We start from the raw sequence: 23075 nt of genomic DNA, 5'->3' as shown, positions 1-23075 counted from the left end.
GTTCGACAACCCCCCCCCCCCCCCCCCCCCCCCCCCCCCCCCCCCCCCCCCCCCCCCCCCCCCCCCCCCCCCCCCCCCCCCCCCCCCCCCCCCCCCCCCGCGCTGCGTCGGGCCACCGGCACCCGGTCTCGTTGAACATGAGGCGAGGCTCGCTGACTTGCGGTCCGCCCGGCGGTCGCCGGCCCCCTGCGAACCCCGGAGCCGACGTGCCCACGCGCCGCGCCGTCCTGTCCACCACCCCGCTGGCCGCCCTGGCCGCCCTGACCGCCTGCTCCCCGGGCACCGCCGCCGGGGAGGGCTCCCCCGCCACCGCCGCCGGCACCGGCGGGTTCCCCCGCACCGTCGAGCACGACCTGGGCCGCACCGAGCTGGCGAGCGCCCCGCAGCGCGTGGTGTGCGCCACCGACGGCGCGGAGCTGTGCTCGCTGCTGGCCCTGGGGGTGCGGCCGGTGGGGTTCGGCCAGCGCAACGACCCGCTGCGGTCGTGGGTCCGCGAGCTGGCCCGCGGCGTCCCCAGCTACCCGCTGGCGGAGGAGACGAACTTCGAGCAGCTCGCCACCTGGTCCCCCGACCTGGTGCTCGTGCAGCGCGGGTACGCCACCGACCAGAACCTGCCGACGTACACCGCGGTCGCGCCGACCGTCGTGACCAGCTTCATCGACTGGCGGACGAACCTGGAGCAGGTGGCCCGCGCCGTGGGCCGCGAGCAGCAGGCCGCGGACCGGATCGCCGGTGCGGAGGCCGCCGTCGCCGCGACGGCCGCGGCGCTGCCCGCCGCCGCCCGGGCGGTCGCGGTGCGGACCGTGGCGGCCTTCGACGACGGCAGCCTCTACGTCCTGAACGACGCCTCCCCGGCCGGGAAGGCGGCCGCGGCCCTGGGCCTGCCGCCGCTGCCGGCCCAGGCCACCCCCGACGAGGCGGTCGAGGTGCTGTCCGCCGAGCAGCTGACGCAGCTGGAGGGCGACCTGCTGGTGCTGCTGGACTTCGGCGCCGGCCGCGCCGCGACGGACGCCCTGCGCGCCCGCGAGGGGTTCGCCCGGCTGGACGTGGTGCGCGCCGGGCGGGTCGTCGAGCTGACCGAGGAGGAGTCGAACCAGCTGTACTTCGACTCCGTCCTGACGGTGGAGCCGAACGCGGACCTGCTGGCCCGGCTGGTGACCGAGGCCGCCGGGTAACCGGGACTCCCGGTACCGCTTACCTCCCCCAGCGCGTACGGTGGGCGCGGAAGCACCCGCGACGAGGAGGTCCAGTGGTCCCCACCCCCGCCCACCCGCAGCCCGGCCGGAGCGTCGTCTTCGCCGACGGCGTCCGCACGCCGTTCGGCAAGGCCCGCCCCGACGGCCTGCACGCCCGGACCCGCGCCGACGACCTCGTCGTGGCGTGCCTGCGGGAACTGCTGCGGCGCAACCCCGCCCTGCCCCCCGAGCGCGTCGAGGAGGTCGCGATCGCCGCGGCCACCCAGAGCGGGGACCAGGGCCTGGTCCTGGGCCGCAGCACCGCCCTGCTGGCCGGGCTGCCCGTGACCACCCCCGGGTACGCCATCGACCGCTGGTGCGCCGGGGCGATGACGGCCGTGACGACGACCGCGGCCTCCATCGCCGTCGGCGCCCTCGACGTGGCGCTCGCCGGCGGCGTCGAGCACATGGGCCACCACCCCCTCGGGCAGGGGATGGACCCCAACCCCCGCTTCCTCACCGAGCGCATCGTCTCCCCCGACGCCCTCGACATGGGCAAGACCGCCGAGGCGCTGCACGACCGCTTCCCGCAGCTGACCAAGCGGCGCGCCGACGAGTACGCCGCCAACTCCCAGGCCAAGTTCGCGAAGGCCGTCGCGAACGGCCAGGTCGGTGCCGACCTCGTGCCCGTCGCCACCGCCGACGCCGAGGGCGGCTGGGGCCTGGCCACCGCCGACGAGCTCGCCCGGCCCGGCACCACCGTGGAGGCGCTGGCGGACCTGCGGACCCCGTTCCGCCCGCACGGCCGGGTCACCGCCGGCAACGCCTCTCCGCTGACCGACGGCGCCACCGCGTGCGTCGTGGCCGCCGAGGAGACCGCCGGCGAGCTCGGCCTGACCGCCCGGATGCGGCTGCTGGGGTTCGCCTTCGCCGGCGTCGAACCGGAGGTGATGGGCCTCGGCCCGATCCCCTCGACGGAGAAGGTGCTGGCCCGGGCCGGGCTGAGCGTCGACGACATCGGGCTGTTCGAGCTCAACGAGGCGTTCGCCGTGCAGGTGCTCAGCTTCCTGGACCACTTCGGCATCGCCGACGACGACGAGCGGGTCAACCCCTACGGCGGCGCCATCGCCATCGGGCACCCGCTGGCCGCCTCCGGGGTCCGGCTGATGACCCAGCTGGCCCGGCAGTTCTCCGAGCACCCCGAGGTCCGCTACGGCCTGACCGCCATGTGCGTCGGGCTGGGCCAGGGCGGCTCGGTCCTGTGGGAGAACCCGGCCTGGGAAGGGGCCAACTGATGCCCGTCCACGTGCGCACCCTCGACCTGCCCGCCGCCCCCGGGACCGGCGGCAGCGCCGGCCGGGTGGCCCTGCTGACCCTCGACCCCGGCGACCCGCGCCGCCCCTTCGTCCTGGGCCCGGACACCCTGCCCGAGCTGGGCCGCGCGATCGAGGAGGCCGAGCGCCTCGTGCGCGACGAGGGCCTCCTCGCCGTCGCCGTCACCGGCGTCGGCGGGGTGTTCTGCGCCGGGGCCGACCTGAAGTCCGTCGCCGGGGTCGGCACCCGCGAGGACGCCGTCGCCACCGCCGAGCTCGGGCACCGCGTCCTGGGCCGGTTCGCGGAGCTGCCCGTGCCCACCTTCGCCTACGTCAACGGCCTCGCCCTCGGCGGCGGCCTGGAGACGGCCCTGCACTGCACCCACCGCACGGTGTCCGACCAGGCCCGCGGCCTGGGCCTGCCCGAGGCGCACCTGGGCCTGGTCCCCGGCTGGGGCGGGACGTACCTGCTCCCCCACCTGGCCGGGCCCGACGTCGCCGTGCGGGTCGCGATCGAGAACGCGCTGGCCGGGGGCAAGACCCTCACCGGCCCGCAGGCGTTCGAGGCCGGGATCGCCGACGCGGTGTTCGAGGCGGCCGACTTCCTCGTGCAGTCGCTGCGCTGGACCGCCGCCGTGCTCACCGGGCAGGTGGACGTCGAGCGCCCCGGGCCCGCCGACGAGGCGACCTGGGACGCGGCGGTCGCGCGCGGCCGGGCCGTCGCCGACGCCCGCGTCCACGGCGCCGCCCCCGCGCCCTACCGGACGCTGGACCTGCTCGCCGCCGCCCGCGCGAACGACCGGGCCACGCACTTCGCCGCCGAGGAGGCCGCCCTCGGCGACCTCATCGTCTCCGGGGAGCTGCGCGCCGGGCTCTACGCTTTCGACCTCGTCCAGCGCTACGCCAAGCGGCCCGTCGGCGCCCCCGACCCCGGCCTGGCCCGGGGGGTCACCAGCGTCGGCGTCGTCGGCGCCGGGCTGATGGCCTCCCAGCTCGCGCTGCTGTTCCTGCACCGCCTCCAGGTGCCCGTCGTCCTCACCGACGTCTCCACCGAACGGGTCGACAAGGGCGTCGCGTTCGTCCGCGACGGCGTGCAGGACCTGCTGCGCAAGGGGCGGATCACGCCCGACACCGCCAACCGCCTCACCGCCTCGGTGTCCGGGTCGGTGGACACCTCGGCCCTGTCCGGCTGCGACTTCGTCATCGAGGCCGTCTTCGAGGAGCTGGCCGTCAAGCAGGACGTGCTGCGCGAGCTCGAGCCGCTGCTGCGCCCCGACGCCGTCATCGCCACCAACACCAGCTCCCTGTCGGTGACCGCGATGGCCTCGGTCCTGGAGCACCCCGAGCGGTTCGTCGGGTTCCACTTCTTCAACCCCGTCGCGGTGCTGCCGCTGGTGGAGGTCGTGCGGACCGACGCGACCGACGACGCCGCCCTCGCCACCGCGTTCGCCGTGGGCAAGCGGCTGAAGAAGACGTGCGTGCTCGTGCGCGACGCGCCCGCGTTCGTCGTCAACCGCATCTCCACCCGGATGTTCGACGAGGTCGTCCGCGCCCTGGACGCCGGCACCCCGCTGCTGGAGGTCGAACGCAGCCTGGACCCCCTCGGGCTGCCGATGTCGCCGTTCCGGCTGGCGCACTTCGTCGGCCCGGCCGTCATGCTGCACGTCCACGAGACCCTCGCCGACGCCTTCCCCGACCGCTACCGCGTCTCGGGCAACCTGCGCCGCTGGGTCGAGGCGGGCGGGCCGGCGCTGGTCACCCCCAAGGGGCCGCTCGCCGCGACCGGGGCGGACGAGGGCCTGTTCGAGGTCGGGACGCAGCCGCTGACCGCCGAGCAGGTGCTGCACCGGGTCCAGGACGCGCTGGCCGACGAGGTGCGGCACGTCCTCGACGAGGGCGTCGTCGCCGGGCCCGAGGACGTCGACGTGTGCCTCGTCCTGGGGACCGGGCACCCGCTGTTCACCGGCGGCATCACCCCCTACCTGGACCGCGTCGGGGCCAGCGAGCGCGTCACCGGGCGCCGGTTCCACCCCGCGGGCTGAGCGGGGGGCCGGCTCCGCTCGAGGCGGGCGCTCCGGTGGCCGAGGAGCAGGGAACCCCCTCGGCCACCGGAGCCGTGCCGTGCGCAGCATCAGGACCCGCCTCGTCGCGTGCACGCTGGCCGTGGTCGTGACCACCCTGACGGTCCTCGTCGCGGTGGTCACCGCCCGCAGCAGCTCCTTCGGCGAGCAGCAGGCCGCGGAGGCGACCCGCACGATCGCCGGGACGATCGGGGAGGTGGCGCGGCCGAACACGTGCGGGTCCTCGTCGGCCGCTTCGAGGTCTGACCCCGGCCCGAGGGTCGCCGCGGGTCAGGTGAAGGAGGAGATCCCGGTGAGGTGGCGGCCCACGATGAGGGTCTGGATGGACTCGGTGCCCTCGTAGGTGTGCAGGGCCTCGACGTCGGCCATGTGCCGGGCGACGCGGTGCTCCAGCAGGATCCCGTTGCCGCCGAGCAGGTCGCGGGCCATCGCGGTGACCTCGCGGGCCTTGCGGGTGGCGTTGACCTTCGCCAGCGACGCCTGGGTGTCGGTGAGCCGTCCCGCGTCGGCGAGCTTGCCGACCCGCACGCAGAACAGCTGCATGGCGGTGACCTCGGCGAGCATCCGCACGAGCTTGTCCTGGACGAGCTGGAAGCTCGCCAGGGGCTGGCCGAACTGCCGGCGCTCCAGCGAGTACGCCAGCGCCGTCTCGTAGGCGGCGGTGGCGTGCCCCAGCGCGCCCCACGCGATCCCGGCGCGGGTGGCGGACAGGACGCGGCCGGTGTCGCGGAAGCTGTTCGCGCCCGGCAGCTTGTTCGCCGCGGGGACCCGCACGCCGGTGAGGGTGATGTCGGCGTTGTGGATGGCGCGCAGCGACGCCTTGCCCTCGATGGCGGTGGCCTCGAAGCCGGGCGTCCCGCGCTCGACGAGGAAGCCCTGGACCTGGCCGTCCTCCCCGCGGGCCCACACGACGCACACGTCGCAGACCGTCCCGAAGCCGATCCAGCGCTTGGCCCCGTCGAGGACGTACTCCCCGCCCTCGCGGCGCGCCGTGGTGGCCAGCGCGACGGCGTCGGAGCCGTGGTCGGGTTCGGTGAGGCCGAACGCGCCGAGCACCTCCAGCCGCGCCATCGGCGGCAGCCAGCGCTCCTTCTGCTCCTCCGAGCCCAGGAAGGCGATGGAGCGCATCGCGAGCCCGGCCTGGACCCCGAGCATCGTGGCGAAGCTGCCGTCGCCGCGGGACAGCTCCATCGTCACCAGCCCGGCGGCGGTGTGGCTCAGCGGCCGGATGCCCGGCCCCTCCAGCCCGTCCCCGACGAGGTCGAGCTGCCCGTACCGCTTCAGCAGGTCCATCGGCATCTCGGCGCGTTCCCAGAACCCGCCGGCGACCGGGACCACCTCCTCGTCCACGAACGCCCGCACGCTCGCCCAGACCTCCCGCTCGGCGTCGGTGAGGTCGGCGGCCAGGTCGAAGTAGTCGACTCCGGTGGGGCTGGTCATGACTGCGGCGTCCTCTCGCTCGGGGGGTGGATCTCGCGCTTCAGGATCTTCCCGGTGGGCCCCTTGGGCAGTTCGGTGACGATCCAGACCCGCCGCGGGTACTTGTAGGCGGCGAGCGCGTCCCTGACGTGCTGCTGGAGCTCCTCGGGGGTGGCGGTGGCGCCCTCCTTGAGGACGACCGCGGCCCCGACCTCCTCCCCCACCAGCGGGTCGGGGAACCCCACGACGGCGGCCTGCTCCACCGCGGGGTGCTCGTAGAGGACCTCCTCGACCTCGCGCGGGTACACGTTGTACCCGCCGCGGTCGATCATGTCCTTGGCCCGGTCGACGATCGTGTAGTACCCGTCGCCGTCGCGGGTGGCGAGGTCGCCGGTGCGGAACCAGCCGTCGTCGGTGAAGGTGGCGGCCGTGGCGGCCTCGTTGCGCCAGTAGCCCTTCATGACGTTCTCGCCGCGGACCACGATCTCCCCCACCCCCTCGGTGACGGGGTTCCCGTCGGCGCCGCGCAGGTCCATCTCGCAGCCGCGGACGGGGACCCCGATGGTCCCGGGCTTGCGGACCGCGCCGGGGTGGTTGAAGGAGGCGACCGGGGAGGTCTCGCTCAGCCCGTAGCCCTCCAGGATCTCCACCCCGAAGCGGGCCTCGAACCCGCGCAGCACCTCCACCGGCAGCGACGCGCCGCCGGAGACGCACGAGCGCCACGACGACAGGTCGAACTCCTGCGCCCGGGGCTCGTTGAGCATCGCGACGTACATCGTGGGGACGCCCGCGAAGTGGGTGACGCGGTCGCGCTCGACCACCGCGAGCGCCGCGGCGGCGCTGAAGCGGGGCAGCAGGGTGAGGGTGCGGCCGGCGACGAGGGCGGTGTTCATGGCGCAGGTCTGCCCGAAGGCGTGGAACAGGGGCAGCGCACCGAGGACGACGTCGTCCCCGCCGAGCTGCAGGAGGCGTTCCTGGGAGGTGACGGCGTTGCTGACGAGGTTGCGGTGGGTCAGCTCGGCGCCCTTGGGCGAGCCGGTGGTGCCGGAGGTGTAGAGGATGACCGCGGTGTCGCCGGGGTCGGGTTCGTGCGCGGCGGGCTCGGGGTCGACGCCGGCGAGCAGGTCGGCGGCGGGGTCGACGACCACGACCCGGGTGCCGGTCCCGACGGCCCCGGCGCGGGAGGCGTCGGCGACGGCGTGCCAGACGAGGGCCAGGACCGCGCCGGAGTCGGCGAAGTGGTGGTTGACCTCGCGCCCGCGCAGCAGCGGGTTCATCGGGACGACGACGGCCCCGGCGCGCAGGACCCCGTGGTAGAGGACGGGGAACTGCGGGACGTTGGGCAGGACCAGCGCGACGCGGTCGCCCGGGCGCACGCCGTGGGCGCGCAGCAGGGCCGCGACGCGGGCGGTGGCGTCGTCGAGGTCGGGCCAGGTGAGCGCGTGCTCGTCGAGGCGGACCGCGACCTCGGCGGGGCGGGTGCGGGCGTGCTCGGTGAGCATCTGGGCGAAGCTGCGCATGCGGTGCTCCTGCGGACGTCGTCGTCGCTGGTGCGTGCAGCTTCGCACACGTCTCACCCCGCGGGGTGCGCGGGCTCCGTCGCGGTGGGCTGCGCGGTGGGCTGCGCGGTGGGGGCCGTGCGGGTGCAGTCCCGCCCGGCGTGCTTGGCCGCGTACAGGGCCCGGTCGGCGCGGGCCACGAGGTGCACGGCGTCCTCCTGCCCGTCCCAGCGGGCCAGGCCGGCCGAGAAGGTCTGCCCCTCGGGCACGACGGCCCGCAGCCCGGTCAGCAGCTGCTCGACGCGGTCGGCGCCCAGCCCGCAGCTGACGAGCAGGAACTCCTCCCCGCCCCAGCGGGCCAGCTGGACCCCCGACCCGCGCAGCGCCGCGGTCCACGCCGAGGCGGCCCCGACGAGCAGGCGGTCCCCGGCGGGGTGGCCGAGGGTGTCGTTGAAGGTCTTGAAGTGGTCCAGGTCCAGCAGGGCCACGACCAGCGCGCTGCCCTCGTGCCGGGCGCGGGTGCGCAGCCGCTCCAGCTCGGCGTCGGCGCTGCGGCGGTTCAGCAGGCCCGTCAGCGGGTCGGTGCGGGCCAGGTCGCCCAGCAGGGCGGTCTGCTCGCGCAACCGGCCCAGCAGCGCGGCCATGCGCGCCACCACGAGCACGAACAGGACCGCGGAGCTGAGGACGACCGCCCAGCCCTCCGGGGGCAGCCCCAGCGCCAGCTGCAGCGCGAGGGTGCCGGGCGAGAGCAGGCTCGCCGCGGTCAGGACGACCAGGCGCAGGGTGCTGAACTCGTGGCGGCTGGTCGGTGAGGGGTCGGAGAGGCGGCGCATCGACGGGTGCAGCGCGGCCGTCCCCCACAGCACGTAGGAGGCGGTGAAGGCCAGGTCGACCCAGGTGTCGTCGAGGGTGGCGTACGCGTCGGCGTACTGCCACATCGCGTCGGCCGTCAGCATGCAGACCGCCGCCGCGCCCAGCAGGGCGGCGGCCGGTGAGCGGTGCCCGGCCGCGCTCAGGACCCGCACGAGCATGGCGAGCACGACGACGTCGCCGACGGGGTAGGCCAGCGAGACCAGCCCGGCGGGCAGGTCCTGCGGCAGCTCGGCCAGCGCCGGGCGCACCAGGAAGGTCCAGGACAGCAGGCCGAACCCGACGGCGAGGATCGCGGCGTCGATGACGCCCTCGCGGTCGGCCCCGGGCCGGGCCTGGCGGGCCATCCGCAGCATCGCGACCGCGATGAGGGGGTACGCCAGCACGTAGAAGACGTCGGGGACGCTGGGGAAGGCCTCCCAGCCCAGCCAGGTGTAGCAGACGGCGTAGGAGACGTCGCCCAGCGCCCAGGCCAGCAGCCCGCCGGTCAGCAGCCACCACGCCGACGCCCGCTGCGGGCGGTGCAGGCGGGTCCCGGCGGCGGTGGCCGCGACGGCGGAGAGGGCGACGACGGCGAACAGCACGTCGTTCGGCAGCCCCGGGGGCAGCGCCAGGCCGATCAGGGCCGCGACTGCGCCGCCGGCGGCGAAGGCCTGCCAGGGCAGCAGGCGGCGCGGAGTGGGCACACCGCACCATCGGCCGGTGGCGGGCGCACCTTCAGCCCCGGTCACCGGATCGGGTGCCGGACCGGGGGCCCGGTCGCGGCTGGAATGATGGGGGCCATGTCCGACCCCACCCCCGCCCCGCAGTTCCAGACCCGCGTCGCGCCCGGCGTCGAGGTGCCCGACCGGCCCACCGTGGACGGTCTGGAGGAGCGCTGGGCCCCGCAGTGGCAGGAGCAGGGCACCTACGCCTTCGACCGGTCCGCGCAGCGCTCCGACGTGTACTCCATCGACACCCCGCCGCCGACGGTGTCCGGCTCGCTGCACGTCGGTCACGTGTTCAGCTACACGCACACCGACGTCGTCGCCCGCTTCCAGCGGATGCGCGGCAAGTCCGTCTTCTACCCGATGGGCTGGGACGACAACGGCCTGCCCACCGAGCGGCGGGTGCAGAACTACTACGGGGTCCGCTGCGACCCGACCCTGCCGTACGACCCGTCGTTCGCGCCGCCGGAGAAGGCCCCGAAGAACGACCGCGACTTCGTCCAGGTCTCGCGGCGCAACTTCGTGGAGCTGTGCGACCGGCTGACCGCCGAGGACGAGCAGGTCTTCGAGTCGCTGTGGCGGCGGCTGGGGCTGTCGGTGGACTGGTCGCACACGTACTCCACGATCTCGGAGAGCTCGCGCGCCACCGCCCAGCGCGCGTTCCTGCGCAACCTCGCCCGCGGCGAGGCGTACTCGCAGCAGGCGCCGACGCTGTGGGACACGACGTTCCGCACGGCCGTCGCGCAGGCCGAGCTGGAGGACAAGGACACCGAGGGCGCCTACCACCGCCTCGCCTTCCAGCCGACCGCCGGCGGGGAGCCGGTGCACATCGAGACGACCCGCCCGGTGCTGCTGCCGGCCTGCGTGGCGCTGGTGGCGCACCCGGACGACGAGCGGTACCAGCCGCTGTTCGGCACGACCGTGACGACGCCGCTGTTCGGCGTCGAGGTCCCCGTCCTGGCGCACAAGCTGGCCGACCCCGAGAAGGGGTCCGGCATCGCGATGATCTGCACCTTCGGCGACACGACCGACATCACCTGGTGGCGCGAGCTGCAGCTGGACAACCGCGCCGTCATCGGCCGCGACGGCCGGCTGCTGCGCGAGACGCCGGCGTGGCTGTCGGGCGCGGGGGCGGAGTTCTACGCGACCATCGCCGGCCAGACGGTGTTCAGCGCGCAGAAGGCCGTCGTGGAGGCCCTGCAGGCCTCCGGCGACATGGTCGGGGAGCCGAAGAAGATCGTGCACCCGGTGAAGTTCTACGAGAAGGGCGACCGCCCGCTGGAGATCGTCTCCACGCGGCAGTGGTACCTGCGCAACGGCGGCCGCGACACCGCGCTGCGCTCGGCGCTGCTCGCGCGCGGCGGGGAGCTGGCCTGGCACCCCGAGCACATGAAGCACCGGTACGACCACTGGGTGTCGGGCCTGAACGGGGACTGGCTGATCTCCCGGCAGCGGTTCTTCGGGGTGCCGTTCCCGGTCTGGTACCCGCTGGACGCCGACGGCGAGCCGGTCTACGACTCCCCGATCGTCCCCGAGGAGTCCGCGCTGCCGGTGGACCCGGCCGCCGAACCGGCCCCCGGGTACGCCGAGGACCAGCGCGGGGTCCCGGGCGGGTTCGCCGCCGACCCCGACGTCATGGACACCTGGGCGACGTCGTCGCTGACGCCGCTGCTGGTCAGCGGCTGGGAGCGCGACGAGGACCTGTTCTCCCGCGTCTACCCGATGGACCTGCGCCCGCAGGGCCAGGACATCATCCGCACCTGGCTGTTCTCCACGGTGGTGCGCTCGCACCTGGAGTTCGACGGGCTGCCGTGGGCGCGGACCGCGCTGTCGGGCTGGATCCTGGACCCCGACCGCAAGAAGATGTCGAAGTCCAAGGGCAACGTCGTGACGCCGCTGGCGCTGCTGGAGGAGTTCGGCTCCGACGCGGTGCGCTACTGGGCGGCGTCCTCCCGCCTGGGCACGGACGCGACGTTCGACACCGGTCAGATGAAGATCGGCCGCCGGCTGGCGATGAAGCTGCTCAACGCCTCGAAGTTCGTGCTGGGCCTGGGCGTCGAGCGCGGTGACGCGGTGGACCTCGCGGCGATCACCGAGCCGATCGACGCCAGCGTGGTCGCGCGGCTGGCGACGGTCGTGCAGCAGGCGACCGACGCGTTCGAGCGGTACGACCACGCCGCGGCCCTGGACGTGACGGAGAAGTTCTTCTGGACCTTCTGCGACGACTGGGTGGAGCTGGTCAAGGACCGCGCCTACGGCGCCCGCGGGGAGGGGGCGGCCGCGTCGGCGCGGGCCACCGCGGCGGTGGCGCTGCGGACGCTGCTGCGGCTGCTGGCGCCGTTCCTGCCGTACGCGGCCGAGGAGGTCTGGTCGTGGTGGCAGGACGGGTCCGTCCACACCGCGCCGTGGCCGGCGGTCGCCGAGCTCGGGTCGGCCGACGCCGGCGCCGCGGGGGTGCTCCCGGCGGCGGGGCAGGCGCTGTCGGTGCTGCGCAAGGTCAAGAGCGAGGCGAAGGTCTCGCAGAAGACCCCGCTGTCGGCGGCCACGGTCTCCGGTCCGGCCGCACTGGTGGAGGCGGCCCGCCGGGCCGAGGGGGACGTGCTCGCGGCCTCGCGCGCGGCCTCGATCGAGTGGGCCGTCGTCGAGGGCGCGGAGACCCTCACGGCGCAGGCGGAGATCGCCCCCACCGAGGGCTGACGGCGACGACGCAGGCCCCCACCGCGGTCCGCGGTGGGGGCCTGCGTCGTGCGGGGATCAGCGCTCGACGGTCCCGGCGATGAACGCCTCGACGCCGGCGCGGCCGGCCTCGTCGTCGCGCTGCTGCGGCGGGGACTTCATGAAGTACGCCGACGGGGACAGCAGCGGCCCGCCGATGCCCCGGTCCAGACCGATCTTCGCGGCGCGGACGGCGTCGATGATGACGCCCGCGGAGTTCGGGGAGTCCCAGACCTCCAGCTTGTACTCCAGGTTCAGCGGAACCCCGCCGAACGCCTTGCCCTCCAGGCGGACGTAGGCCCACTTGCGGTCGTCGAGCCACTGGACGTAGTCGCTGGGCCCGATGTGCACGTTGCGGGTGCCGAAGTCGGCCTGCACGTTGCTCGTCACGGCCTGCGTCTTGGAGATCTTCTTCGACTCCAGCCGGTCGCGCTCGAGCATGTTCTTGAAGTCCATGTTGCCGCCGACGTTGAGCTGGTAGGTGCGTTCCAGCTCGATGCCGCGGTCCTCCAGGAGCTTGGCCAGCACCCGGTGGGTGATGGTCGCCCCGACCTGGGACTTGATGTCGTCGCCGACGATGGGGACCCCGGCGTCGGTGAACTTCTGCGCCCACTCGGGGTCGCTGGCGATGAACACCGGCAGCGCGTTGACGAAGGCGACCTTCGCGTCGAGGGCGCACTGGGCGTAGAACTCCGCGGCGTCCTCGGAGCCGACGGGCAGGTAGCAGACGAGGACGTCGACGCGGGCCTCGCGCAGCGCGGCGACGACGTCTACGGGCTCGGCGGCCGACTCGGTGATCGTCTCGCGGTAGTACTTGCCGAGACCGTCGAGGGTGTGGCCGCGCTGGACGGTCACGCCGGTGCGCGGCACGTCGCAGATCTTGATCGTGTTGTTCTCGGAGGCGCCGATGGCGTCGGCCAGGTCGGTGCCGACCTTCTTGTCGTCGACGTCGAAGGCGGCGACGAACTCGACGTCACCGACGTGGTAGTCGCCGAAGCGCACGTGCATGAGACCGGGGACGGTCTGCCCGGGGTCGGCGTCGCGGTAGAAGTGGACGCCCTGCACGAGGGAGGCGGCGCAGTTGCCGACCCCCACGATCGCGACGCGGATCTTTCCAGCCATCAGGGTCTCTCCTGGGGTGCTCGGGGGGCGTGCTCTGCGGTGATGAGGCGTTCGAGCCAGTCGACCTCGCTGCGGACGGTCTCCACGCCGTGCCGCTGCGCTTCGAGCGCGTACGAGTCGAGCTGGGCCTGGGTGCGGTCGATGGAGCGGTTCATGACCTCGAGGCGTTCGAGGAGCCGCGCCCGGCGGCCCTCGAGGATGCGCAGCCGGGTGCGCGGGGCGACGCGGGCGAACAGCGCGAAGTGGACGCCGAAGGCGTCGTCCTCCCACGCGTCCGGTCCGGCCTCCTCGAGGAGGGCGGCCAGCCGGTCCCGGCCGTGCGGGGTGATCTCGTAGACGACCCGGGCGCGCTTGGGGCTGATGGTGCCCGGGAGGCGTTCCTGGGTGGACTCGCTGATGCAGCCGCCGGCCTGCAGCGCCCGCAGGGCCGGGTAGAGGGTGCCGTAGCTCAGCGCCCGCAGCGCCCCGAGGCGCTGGTCGAGGCGCTTGCGCACCTCGTAGCCGTGCATCGGACCGTCCGCCAGCAGCGCCAGGACCGCCAGCAGCACCACGTCGCCGCGCTTGCGCACCACGTCCCGCCGCCTCTCACTCCGATGTATCGGATCGATGCATCTGGGCGCGACAGTAGAGGCAGGTCCCCCGGCGCTTCAAGCCCGGCACGCCGCCCCGCGGGATGCCCGCCACCTGTCGGGCGGGCTCCGGGTAGGTTCCTGGGATGGTCAGTGGCCCCGCCGAAGCCCTCGAACGCGAGCTCGCCGTGCTCCTGCGGCGCTCCCGCGCGATCAACCGGGAGACCGCCCGCAGCGTCCACCCGGACCTCGAACCCGAGGCGTACAGCCTCCTGGTCCGCCTCGACGACGTCGGCGAGGCGCGCCCCTCGGACCTGGCCACCTTCTTCGGCATCGGCAAGCCCACGCTGTCCCGGCAGGTCCAGCTCCTCGAACGGCTCGGGCTGGTCAGCCGGCAGGCCGACCCCACCGACGGCCGCGCCGTGCGGCTGACCCTGTCCCCCGACGGCCTGGAGAAGGTGCACGCGGCGCGGGCCGCCCGACGGCAGCGGCTGCACGACCGCCTCGAGGGCTGGCCCGAGGACGACATGACGACCCTCGCCACCCTGCTGCACCGCCTCAACGACGCGATCTGACCCCGGGGCGGGACCACCCCCGGACGACGGTCGGCCCATCGGGTTGCATGGAGCAACCAACTGCGCTTATGGTTGCTTGCACACACCAACCTAGCGATCGAAGGTCGCCATGGCCACACCCCACGCCTGCGCCGCGCTCGTCGACGTCTTCCCGGACCTGCTCCGGGCGCGCCGGACGCTCGTCGGCACGCTGAGCACCCCCGGTCTGGCCGCGCTCGCGGTCGTCCAGCAGCGCGGGCCGCTGCGGATCAGCGAGGTCGCCGAGCACCTCTCGCTGGACCTGTCCACCGTCAGCCGCCAGGTCGCGCACCTGCGGGCCAAGGGCCTGCTCGCCGCCACCCCCGACCCCGACGACGGGCGGTCCCAGCGCCTGACCGTCACCGACGACGGGACCGCGGAGCTGCGCACCTGCCGGCGCGCCCTCGTCAGCCGCCTCGTCGACCACCTCGACGCGTGGCCCGACGACGAGGTCGACGACCTCACCCGGCTCCTGGGGCGGCTGGCCCGCACCCCCGACCGCACCCCACCGCCCGTCCGCCCCGAACCACGAGAAACGCCGCAGGAGAACCCCTTGACCCACCACCCGCTGACCGGCGACACCGTGGAGGCGCGCGCATGAGCACCGACACCACCACCGCGGCGGGCCCCGCGACCGGGCCCGCCCCCAAGATGACCCACGCGCAGGTCATGGAGGCCCTCTCCGGCCTGCTGCTCGGCATGTTCGTGGCGATCCTGTCCTCCACGGTCGTCTCCAACGCCCTGCCCCGGATCGTCAACGACCTGCACGGCACCGAGTCCGGCTACACCTGGGTCGTCACCGCCGCCCTGCTCGCCACCACGATCTCCACGCCCATCTGGGGCAAGCTGTCCGACCTCTTCTCCAAGAAGCTGCTCGTCCAGATCGCCCTCGGCATCTTCGTCGTCGCCTCCGCGATCGCCGGCCTGTCCACCAGCATGGGCATGCTCATCACGCTGCGCGTCTTCCAGGGCCTGGGCGGCGGGGGCCTGCTGGCCCTGGCCCAGGTGATCCTCGCCTCGATGGTCAGCCCGCGCGAACGCGGCCGCTACTCCGGCTACCTCGGGGCGACCTTCGCGGTCGCCACCGTCGGCGGCCCCCTCATCGGCGGCGTCCTGACCGAGCACCTGTCCTGGCACTGGACCTTCTACGTCGGCATCCCCTTCGCCGTCGTCGCCTTCGTCGTGCTGCAGACCAAGCTAAAGCTGCCGCCCCAGCCGCGCCGCGCGGTGTCCATCGACTACCTCGGCGCGACCCTCATCGCCGCCGGCATCTCGGCCCTGCTCATCTGGGTCTCCCTCGCCGGGCACCAGTTCGACTGGGCCTCCTGGTGGACCGTCGCCCTCGTCGCCGGCGGGATCGTCTTCCTGGCCCTGGCCGTGCTCGCCGAGCACCGGGCCACCGAGCCCATCGTCCCGCTGAAGTTCTTCCGCAACCCGACCATCGCGCTGTCCGCCGCCGCCAGCCTCTTCGTCGGTGTCGCCATGTTCGGCGCCACGATCTTCCTCAGCCAGTACTTCCAGCTCGCCCGGCACGAGTCGCCGACCATGGCCGGGGTCATGACGATCCCGATGATCGTCGGGCTGTTCCTGTCCTCCACGATCGCGGGCCAGTTCATCACCCGCACCGGGCGCTGGAAGGGCTGGCTCGTCACCGGCGGCGTGCTGCTCACCGCGGGCCTGGGGCTCATGGGCACCATCGAGTACGACACGAATTACTGGGTCGTCGCGCCCTACATGGCCCTCATCGGCCTCGGCGTCGGCATGATGATGCAGAACCTCGTCCTGGCCGTGCAGAACGTCGCCGAACCCCAGGACCTCGGCTCCGCCAGCTCCTTCGTGGCCTTCGCCCGCAGCCTCGGCGGCGCCATCGGCGTCTCGGCCCTCGGGGCCGTCCTCGGCCACCGCGTCACCACCCACCTCGAGACCGGCCTGGCCGACGCGCGCATCGACCCCGCCCAGGCGCTCGGCTCGCTGGGCTCCAGCACCGGCGTGCCGAACCTCGACGTCATCCCCGAGCCCGTGCGCTCCATCGTCCAGGCCGCCTACGGCTCCTCCATCGCCGACGTCTTCCTGCTCGCCGCGCCGTTCGCCCTCATCGCCTTCGTCATCACGCTGTTCTTCAAGGAGCGCGCCCTGCGCGGGGAGTCCGAGCCCCGGGCGCAGGAGCCGGCCGTCACGGCGGGTGGGACCGGCGCCACCGGGAGTGGGAAGATCAACGGGAACACGATCCACCCCGACAGCGTCGAGTCGAAGGAGATCCCGAGCGTGCCAGCCCAGTCGACCCGCACCGACGCAGGACTCAGGTTGTCCGGCACGGTCCGCCACCACGACCGCCGCGCCCTGCCGGGAGCCGTGGTCACCCTCGCCGACCAGTCCGGCCAGCAGGTCGCCCGCACCGCCACCGGTGAGGACGGCACGTACGAGCTGGCGCTGCCCACCGGCGGCACCTACCTGCTGATCGTGGCCGCCGCCCACGTCGCCCCCTCGGCCACGCTCGTCGGCATCGGGGACACCTCCCTGACCCGCGACGTCGTCCTGTCCGGTCGCTCGGCCATCACCGGCCGCATCCTGGCCCACCCGAGCGCCGACCTCGACGGGCCGCAGGACGCGCCCGCCCGTGGCGTCCAGGGCGCGCTCGTCACCCTCACCGACGTCACCGGCGAGGTCGTCGGCTCCACCCGGACCGACGGCGGCGGCGGGTACGCCTTCGACCAGCTCATGGGCGGCAGCTACGTGCTGACCGCGCAGAGCGAGTCCCACCGCCCCCTCGCCCGCGGCGTCGAGGTCCCCGACTCCGGCGCCCTGGCCTGCGACCTGCTCCTCAGCGGCGGCGGGCGCCTGACCGGCACCGTCGTCGCCGCCAGCGACGGCCGCGTCCTGCGCGAGGCGTCCGTCACCCTCGTCGACGCCGACGGCGAGGTCGTCGGCTCCGTCGTCACCGGCCCCGACGGCAGCTACGCCTTCGAGGACCTCGCCGGCGGCCACTACACGCTGACCGCCGCCGGGTTCGCCCCCGTCGCGACGTCCGTCGACATCGAGGAGGACACCGTGTCCGCCGCCCAGATCACCCTCGGCCGCGGGGCCTCCGGCGCCACGCTGGACCTGACCCGCTTCGAGTCGCGCTCGGAGCAGCGGTGAACCCCGAGCCCTCCGTCCAGCCCCGGACCCCCGCCGGCGGCACCGGGACCACCGGTGTCACCGGCGAGGGCCGCGTGCTGACCCGCGAGGGCTGGCCCGTCACCGGCGCCGCGGTGACGCTGCTGGGGGCGGACGGGTCGCAGGTGGCCCGCGCCGTCACCGGCGGCGACGGCACCTTCACCCTGCTCGGGGTGCCCGCGGGGGCGGCGACCATGCTCGTCGCCGCCGCGGCCCACGACCCCCGGGCCAGCAGCGTCGTCGTCCCGGCCGGGGGCGCCTGGCGCATCGGGGAGGTCCGGCTGCGCCGCCAGGGCGGCACCGACGTGCCCCCGCCGGGGGTCTGGGCCATCGACGTCATGCACTCCACGATCTCCGCGACGGCCCACCACCTGGGCCTGTCCGCCGTGCACGGCCGGTTCACCGAGTTCTCCGGGGTCATCACCGTCCCCGAGGACGTCACCCGGTCCAGCGTCGAGGTGGAGATCGACGCCACCTCCATCGACACCGGCAACGCCCAGCGCGACGAGCACCTGCGCTCGGCCGACTTCCTGGACACCGCCCACCACCCGACGCTGCGCTTCACCGCCGCCGGGGTGCGGCGCGCCGGCGAGGGGTGGGTCATGTCCGGGGACCTGACCCTGCTGGCCACGACCCGGCCCGTGGAGCTGCACCTGGCCTACTCCGGCAGCGGACCGGACCCGTGGGGCGGGACCCGCGCGGCGTTCACGGCCACGGCCGAGCTGCACCGCGACGACTTCAAGATGAACTGGAACCAGGCCGTGGGCATCGGCGTGGCCGTCTTCGGGACCACGCTGAAGGTCCAGATCGACGTGCAGGCCGTCCTGCAGCAGTGACCTGCGCCCGCGCCCGCACGACGGAGGGCCCCGCACCGGTCGGTGCGGGGCCCTCCGTCGTGCGGGTCGAGCCGGTCAGGCCGACTTGTCGCGGCGCTCCCGGGTGCTCTTGCGGGCCGGGGCCTCGCGCGGCACGAGCGTCGGGTTGACGTTCTTCAGGACGACCTCGCGGGTCACCACCACGCGGGCGATGTCGTCGCGGCTGGGGACGTCGAACATCACCGGCAGGAGGACCTCCTCGATGATGGCGCGCAGACCGCGGGCGCCGGTCCCCCGCAGGATGGCCTGGTCCGCGACGGCCTCGAGGGCGTCGTCGGTGAACTCCAGCTCCACCCCGTCCAGCTCGAACATCCGCTGGTACTGCTTGGCCAGGGCGTTGCGCGGCTTGGTGAGGATCTGCACGAGCGCCTCGGCGTCGAGGTTCTCGACGCTGGTGATGACCGGCAGGCGCCCGATGAACTCCGGGATCAGCCCGAACTTCATGAGGTCCTCGGGCATGACGTCGGCGAAGCTCGGCTCGGCCTTCTTCTCGCTGGAGCGCAGCTGGGCCCCGAAGCCCAGGCCCTGCTTGCCCGACCGGGACTCGATGATCCGGTCCAGCCCGGCGAAGGCGCCACCCACGATGAACAGCACGTTCGTCGTGTCGATCTGGATGAACTCCTGGTGCGGGTGCTTGCGCCCGCCCTGCGGCGGGACGCTCGCGGTGGTGCCCTCGAGGATCTTCAGCAGCGCCTGCTGCACGCCCTCCCCCGACACGTCGCGCGTGATGGAGGGGTTCTCGGACTTGCGGGCGATCTTGTCGACCTCGTCGATGTAGATGATGCCCGTCTCGGCCTTCTTGACGTCGTAGTCGGCCGCCTGGATGAGCTTGAGGAGGATGTTCTCGACGTCCTCGCCGACGTAGCCGGCCTCGGTCAGCGCCGTGGCGTCGGCGATGGCGAAGGGGACGTTGAGCATCTTCGCCAGCGTCTGGGCCAGGTACGTCTTGCCGCAGCCCGTGGGGCCGATGAGCAGGATGTTCGACTTGGAGATCTCGACGGCGTCCTCGCGGGCCTTGCCCGCGGCCTCACCGACCTGGATGCGCTTGTAGTGGTTGTAGACGGCCACGGCGAGGGACTTCTTCGCCGACGACTGGCCGATGACGTACTGGTCGAGGAAGTCGAAGATCTCCTTCGGCTTCGGCAGCTCCACCAGGCCCAGGTCGTTGGCCTCGGCGAGCTCCTCCTCGATGATCTCGTTGCACAGGTCGATGCACTCGTCGCAGATGTAGACGCCTGGGCCCGCGATGAGCTTCTTGACCTGCTTCTGGCTCTTCCCGCAGAACGAGCACTTCAGCAGGTCGCCACCGTCACCGATGCGTGCCACCGACGATTCCTCTCCTCGTGCTGGTACCCGACCCGGGGGGCCGGAGGAACCGGACCCGGCGTCGCGTCACTGCTGACCACGCTACCCGGCGAGACCGGCTCACCGGACTCATTAGACGCTCCCGGGGGACACGGTGCCAGACCGGCCCCCCGGCGCGTCGCGCGCCACGTCACGCACTGCTGCGCATGGGTGACGCTACGTGCTCACAGCGAAGGGGCGGACGCCTTGCGGCTCGTCAGCACCTCGTCGATGAGGCCGTACTCCACGGCCTCGGTGGCGGTGAGGAACTTGTCGCGCTCGATGTCCTCGCGCACCTGGTCGGCGGTCCGGTTCGAGTGGAACGCCAGCGTGCTCTCCAGCCAGGAGCGCATGCGCAGGATCTCGTTCGCCTGGATCTCCAGGTCCGAGGCCTGCCCGTAGTCCCCGCCGGCCATGGCCGGCTGGTGGATGAGGATGCGCGAGTTCGGCAGCGCGAACCGCTTCCCCGGCGCACCGGCGGCCAGCAGCACCGCGGCGGCCGAGGCCGCCTGGCCCATGCAGTACGTCTGGATGTCCGGGCGGATGTACATCATCGTGTCGTAGATCGCCGTCAGGGCCGTGAAGGACCCGCCCGGGGAGTTGATGTACATGATGATGTCGCGCTCGGTGTCCTGGGACTCCAGCACGATCAGCTGGGCGATGATGTCGTCGGCCGAGGCGTCGTCCACCTGCACCCCGAGGAAGATGATCCGGTCCTCGAAGAGCTTGGTGTACGGGTCCGAGCGCTTCATGCCGTACGACGTGCGCTCCTCGAACTGCGGGAGCACGTAGCGCGCGGACTGGTCGTGCGCCGGGTTCAGCCGGGACTGCGGGTTCATCGGGCGGTCTCCCCTCGAAGCGGTCGTGAACGGCGGGCGGAACAGCTCAGGCACCGGTGCCGCCCCCGCCCTCGACCTCGCTGGTGTGGCCCACGACGTGGTCGATGAGGCCGTACTCCTTCGCCTCCTGCGCCGAGAACCAGCGGTCGCGGTCGGAGTCGCGGGTGATCGTCTCGAACGTCTGCCCGGAGTGCTGGGCGATGAGCTCGGCCATCTGCCGCTTCGTGGCGATGATCTGCTCGGCCAGGATCTTGATGTCGCTGGCCGAACCGCCCAGGCCGCCCAGCGGCTGGTGCATCATGATCTTCGCGTGCGGCAGCGCCGAGCGCTTGCCCGGGGCCCCGGCGCACAGCAGGAACTGGCCCATCGAGGCCGCCATGCCGGTGGCGATGGTCGCCACGTCCGGCTTGATGTACTGCATCGTGTCGTAGATCGACATGCCCGCGGACACCGAGCCGCCGGGCGAGTTGATGTACATGAAGATGTCCGCGTCCGGGTCCTCCGCGGCCAGCAGCAGCAGCTGCGCGCAGATGGCGTTGGCCATGTCGTCCCGGACCTCGGTCCCGAGCCAGATGATCCGCTGCTGCAGGAGCCGCTGGTAGACGTTGTCGTCGAGGCCCATCCCCGGCGTGCCCGTGCGGGCCTGCTGCGGCGTCACCAGTCCCGGTGCGCTCAAGATCTCGCTCACGCTGTTCCCTGGCCCTCTCCTGGCGTCGACCACCCACCCCGGACGTGTCCGGGAGGGTCCGGCGGATGCTCCGCCGATCTCGATCGACCCTAACCCGCAGGCCCCGACGACCATGTCGGGACCGGGCCCTTTTCGCTGTGGGCGCACCGGGGACGGCGGTGCACCCACAGCGTCCGGGTCAGCCCTTGGACTCGTCCTGCCCGACCTGCTCGGCCGCGGCCTGCTCGTCCTCACCGGAGGGGTCGACCGTCTGGCCGTCCTCGGCGGGCGCCTCGACGGCCTCGTCCTGCCCCTCGGTCTGCTCCGCCTCGTCCTCGCCGCCGACGAGCTCCTCGAGGTCCACGGCGTTGCCGGAGGCGTCCGTCACGGTCGCCTTCTCCATCGCCACCGCCAGCGCCTTGCGGCGGCGGACCTCGCCGACCATGGCCGGGACCTGGCCGGCCCCGTCGACCATCTGGACGAACTGGTTGGGGTCCATGCCGTACTGCTGGGCCTGGCCCACCAGGTACTCGATGAGCTCGCCCTGCTCGACGCCGATCTCCTCGCGCTCGGCGAGGGCGTCCAGCAGCAGCTGGCTGCGGATGGCCTGCTCGGTCGAGCCCGTGATCTCGGCGCGGTGCTCGGCGTCCTCGAGGCGGCTCTCGCGCTCCAGGTGGGCGTGGATCTCGGCCTCGACCAGCGACGCCGGGACCGGGACCTCGACGACCTCGAGGAGCTTCTCGAGGACCTTGTCGCGCGCCTGCAGGCCCTGCTCGAACTTCTTCGACTGCTCGACCTGCTTGAGCAGGTCCGCCTTCAGCTCCTCCAGCGTGTCGAACTCGCTGGCGAGCTGGGCGAAGTCGTCGTCGGCCTCGGGCAGCTGGCGCTCCTTGACCGACTGCACGGTCACGGTGATCTGCGCGTCCTCGCCCTTGCGGTCGCCACCGGCCAGCGGGGCGGTGAAGGAGGCCGTGCCCTCGGCCGAGACGCCGGTCAGCGCCTCGTCCAGGCCCTCGATCATGTTGCCCTGGCCGATGCGGTAGCTGATGCCCTTGGCGCTCTCGATCTCCTCGCCGTCGATCTCGGCGTGCAGGTCGATCGAGACGAAGTCGCCGTCGGCGGCCGCGCGGTCGACGCCGACGAGGGTGCCGAAGCGCTCGCGCAGCGACGTCAGCCGCGTCTCGACCTCCTCCTGCGGCACCTGCAGGTCGTCCACCGTCACGGTGATGGTGGACAGGTCCGGCAGCTCCAGGGTCGGGCGGACGTCGACCTCGACGGAGAACTTCAGGTCCCCGCCCGTGGCCGGGTCCGGGGCCTGGGTCACCTCGACGGTGGGCTGGCCCAGCGGCAGGTGGTCGGAGGCCTCGACGGCCTGCTGGTAGAACTTCGGCAGCGCGTCGTTGACGGCCTCCTCGAGCACCACGGCCCGGCCGAAGCGCTGGTCGATGACCCGCGCCGGCACCTTGCCCTTGCGGAAGCCCGGCACCTGGACCTGCCCGCCGATGGTCTTGTAGGCCTTGTCGAGACTGGGCTTCAGCTCGTCGTACCCGACTTCGACGGTGAACTTGACCCGGGTCGGGTTGAGGGTCTCGACGTCGCTCTTCACAGCGGGGATCTCCTGGGGTCTCTCCGCCTGCGCGGAGGTCGTGGTCAGGCGTGCGGCACGCCGGGGCAGCCCCGACGCACCGCGAAAGCGTAGCCGTCCGCGCCGGGGCCCTTCACGGCGCGACCGGCGCCCGCGCTGCGCACGGGCGGACGGTCGCGCGTCCGTCGGGGTACCCGGATTCGAACCGGGGGCCTTCCGCTCCCAAAGCGGACGCGCTACCAAGCTGCGCCACACCCCGCGCGCCCCCTCGCGGGGGCACAGGGAGCAGGCTACCGCCCGGGGGCCGCTACGATGGTCCTGAGGGACGCGGCCCTGCGGCCGGCGTCCCTCGCGCGCGGGTGTAGCTCAATGGTAGAGCCCTAGTCTTCCAAACTAGCTACGCGGGTTCGATTCCCGTCACCCGCTCCCCCGGCAGCGGCCGGCCCCCCGGGGGGGGGCGCGCGGGGGGGGGGGGGGCCCCCGGGCGGCCCCCCGGGGGGAGTCGGGCCCCGGCCCCACCCCACACCCCACCTCGCCCAGACGATA

Annotated in this window: 17 protein-coding genes and 2 tRNA genes; 9 read left to right on the top strand and 10 right to left on the bottom strand. The window is 73.5% G+C overall.

Translation table 11 applies throughout. From position 1 onward, the window contains the following. Window positions 1-206 precede the first annotated feature (206 nt). The 3 genes from ACRYM6_RS21620 to ACRYM6_RS21610 all read left to right on the top strand — a co-directional run bounded on the left by ACRYM6_RS21620 (window position 207) and on the right by ACRYM6_RS21610 (window position 4530). Window positions 207-1175 (top strand): ABC transporter substrate-binding protein, encoded by a 969-nt coding sequence (locus tag ACRYM6_RS21620; RefSeq protein ID WP_432544948.1) that lies wholly within the window; start codon window positions 207-209, stop codon window positions 1173-1175. A 74-nt stretch (window positions 1176-1249) separates the two neighbouring features. Then, window positions 1250-2470 (top strand): thiolase family protein, encoded by a 1221-nt coding sequence (locus ACRYM6_RS21615; RefSeq protein WP_432544947.1) that lies wholly within the window; start codon window positions 1250-1252, stop codon window positions 2468-2470. After that, window positions 2470-4530 carry a 3-hydroxyacyl-CoA dehydrogenase NAD-binding domain-containing protein gene (locus ACRYM6_RS21610; protein WP_432544946.1) on the top strand — a complete coding sequence of 687 codons (2061 nt, stop codon included), beginning with the start codon at window positions 2470-2472 and terminating at the stop codon, window positions 4528-4530. Before ACRYM6_RS21615 ends, ACRYM6_RS21610 begins: the two co-directional genes overlap by 1 nt. A gap of 309 nt (window positions 4531-4839) precedes the next feature. On the opposite strand, the gene ACRYM6_RS21605 is transcribed toward ACRYM6_RS21610, so the two are convergent. From ACRYM6_RS21605 to ACRYM6_RS21595, 3 genes are read right to left on the bottom strand one after another with little or no spacing between them, the layout of a single operon-like run. Next, window positions 4840-6009, bottom strand: a complete 1170-nt coding sequence (locus ACRYM6_RS21605) for an acyl-CoA dehydrogenase family protein (RefSeq protein WP_432544945.1) — start codon at window positions 6007-6009, stop codon at window positions 4840-4842. Further along, complete coding sequence (locus ACRYM6_RS21600; protein WP_432544944.1) at window positions 6006-7508, bottom strand: long-chain-fatty-acid--CoA ligase; 1503 nt, start codon at window positions 7506-7508, stop codon at window positions 6006-6008. The genes ACRYM6_RS21605 and ACRYM6_RS21600 overlap by 4 nt, the downstream gene beginning before the upstream one ends. 53 nt (window positions 7509-7561) lie before the next feature. After that, on the bottom strand, window positions 7562-9043 hold the full coding sequence (locus ACRYM6_RS21595; protein ID WP_432544943.1) for a GGDEF domain-containing protein: 1482 nt from the start codon (window positions 9041-9043) through the stop codon (window positions 7562-7564). Window positions 9044-9139: 96 nt separating this feature from the next. Here ACRYM6_RS21595 and valS point away from each other — a divergent pair, with 96 nt between their 5' ends. After that, window positions 9140-11761, top strand: a complete 2622-nt coding sequence (valS, locus tag ACRYM6_RS21590) for a valine--tRNA ligase (protein ID WP_432544942.1) — start codon at window positions 9140-9142, stop codon at window positions 11759-11761. A 57-nt stretch (window positions 11762-11818) separates the two neighbouring features. On the opposite strand, the gene ACRYM6_RS21585 is transcribed toward valS, so the two are convergent. Both ACRYM6_RS21585 and ACRYM6_RS21580 read right to left on the bottom strand, forming a co-directional pair. Next, the gene (locus ACRYM6_RS21585; protein WP_432544941.1) at window positions 11819-12901 is read right to left on the bottom strand and encodes an inositol-3-phosphate synthase; all 1083 of its coding nucleotides are present in this window, start codon (window positions 12899-12901) and stop codon (window positions 11819-11821) included. Continuing rightward, on the bottom strand, window positions 12901-13473 hold the full coding sequence (locus ACRYM6_RS21580; RefSeq protein WP_432544940.1) for a PadR family transcriptional regulator: 573 nt from the start codon (window positions 13471-13473) through the stop codon (window positions 12901-12903). The genes ACRYM6_RS21585 and ACRYM6_RS21580 overlap by 1 nt, the downstream gene beginning before the upstream one ends. Before the next feature lie 143 nt (window positions 13474-13616). Here ACRYM6_RS21580 and ACRYM6_RS21575 point away from each other — a divergent pair, with 143 nt between their 5' ends. The 4 genes from ACRYM6_RS21575 (at window position 13617) to ACRYM6_RS21560 (ending at window position 18055) form a co-directional block, all read left to right on the top strand. Beyond that, the gene (locus tag ACRYM6_RS21575; protein ID WP_432544939.1) at window positions 13617-14045 is read left to right on the top strand and encodes a MarR family winged helix-turn-helix transcriptional regulator; all 429 of its coding nucleotides are present in this window, start codon (window positions 13617-13619) and stop codon (window positions 14043-14045) included. A gap of 109 nt (window positions 14046-14154) precedes the next feature. Beyond that, the gene (locus ACRYM6_RS21570) at window positions 14155-14664 is read left to right on the top strand and encodes a MarR family winged helix-turn-helix transcriptional regulator (protein ID WP_432544938.1); all 510 of its coding nucleotides are present in this window, start codon (window positions 14155-14157) and stop codon (window positions 14662-14664) included. Then, the gene (locus ACRYM6_RS21565; RefSeq protein ID WP_432544937.1) at window positions 14661-17201 is read left to right on the top strand and encodes an MFS transporter; all 2541 of its coding nucleotides are present in this window, start codon (window positions 14661-14663) and stop codon (window positions 17199-17201) included. Before ACRYM6_RS21570 ends, ACRYM6_RS21565 begins: the two co-directional genes overlap by 4 nt. A gap of 74 nt (window positions 17202-17275) precedes the next feature. After that, the gene (locus tag ACRYM6_RS21560) at window positions 17276-18055 is read left to right on the top strand and encodes a YceI family protein (RefSeq protein ID WP_432544949.1); all 780 of its coding nucleotides are present in this window, start codon (window positions 17276-17278) and stop codon (window positions 18053-18055) included. Between the two features lie 75 nt (window positions 18056-18130). Here the strand turns inward: ACRYM6_RS21560 and clpX are convergent, their stop codons facing one another. The 5 genes from clpX to ACRYM6_RS21535 form a co-directional block, all read right to left on the bottom strand. After that, window positions 18131-19420 (bottom strand): ATP-dependent Clp protease ATP-binding subunit ClpX, encoded by a 1290-nt coding sequence (gene clpX, locus ACRYM6_RS21555; protein ID WP_432544936.1) that lies wholly within the window; start codon window positions 19418-19420, stop codon window positions 18131-18133. Between the two features lie 203 nt (window positions 19421-19623). Further along, window positions 19624-20277 (bottom strand): ATP-dependent Clp protease proteolytic subunit, encoded by a 654-nt coding sequence (locus tag ACRYM6_RS21550; protein WP_432544935.1) that lies wholly within the window; start codon window positions 20275-20277, stop codon window positions 19624-19626. A gap of 46 nt (window positions 20278-20323) precedes the next feature. Beyond that, window positions 20324-20899 carry an ATP-dependent Clp protease proteolytic subunit gene (locus ACRYM6_RS21545; protein ID WP_432513553.1) on the bottom strand — a complete coding sequence of 192 codons (576 nt, stop codon included), beginning with the start codon at window positions 20897-20899 and terminating at the stop codon, window positions 20324-20326. A gap of 244 nt (window positions 20900-21143) precedes the next feature. Beyond that, complete coding sequence (gene tig / locus ACRYM6_RS21540) at window positions 21144-22550, bottom strand: trigger factor (protein WP_432544934.1); 1407 nt, start codon at window positions 22548-22550, stop codon at window positions 21144-21146. A gap of 164 nt (window positions 22551-22714) precedes the next feature. After that, window positions 22715-22788, bottom strand: a tRNA-Pro gene (locus ACRYM6_RS21535). 96 nt (window positions 22789-22884) lie between these two features. Here ACRYM6_RS21535 and ACRYM6_RS21530 point away from each other — a divergent pair. After that, window positions 22885-22955, top strand: a tRNA-Gly gene (locus tag ACRYM6_RS21530). Window positions 22956-23075: the final 120 nt, after the last annotated feature.

It is taken from the genome of Kineococcus rugosus, from assembly GCF_050871975.1.
Lineage (GTDB): Bacteria > Actinomycetota > Actinomycetes > Actinomycetales > Kineococcaceae > Kineococcus.
The sequence above is the reverse complement of the archived record's forward strand: the minus strand, read 5'-3'. Positions and strand labels throughout refer to the sequence as shown.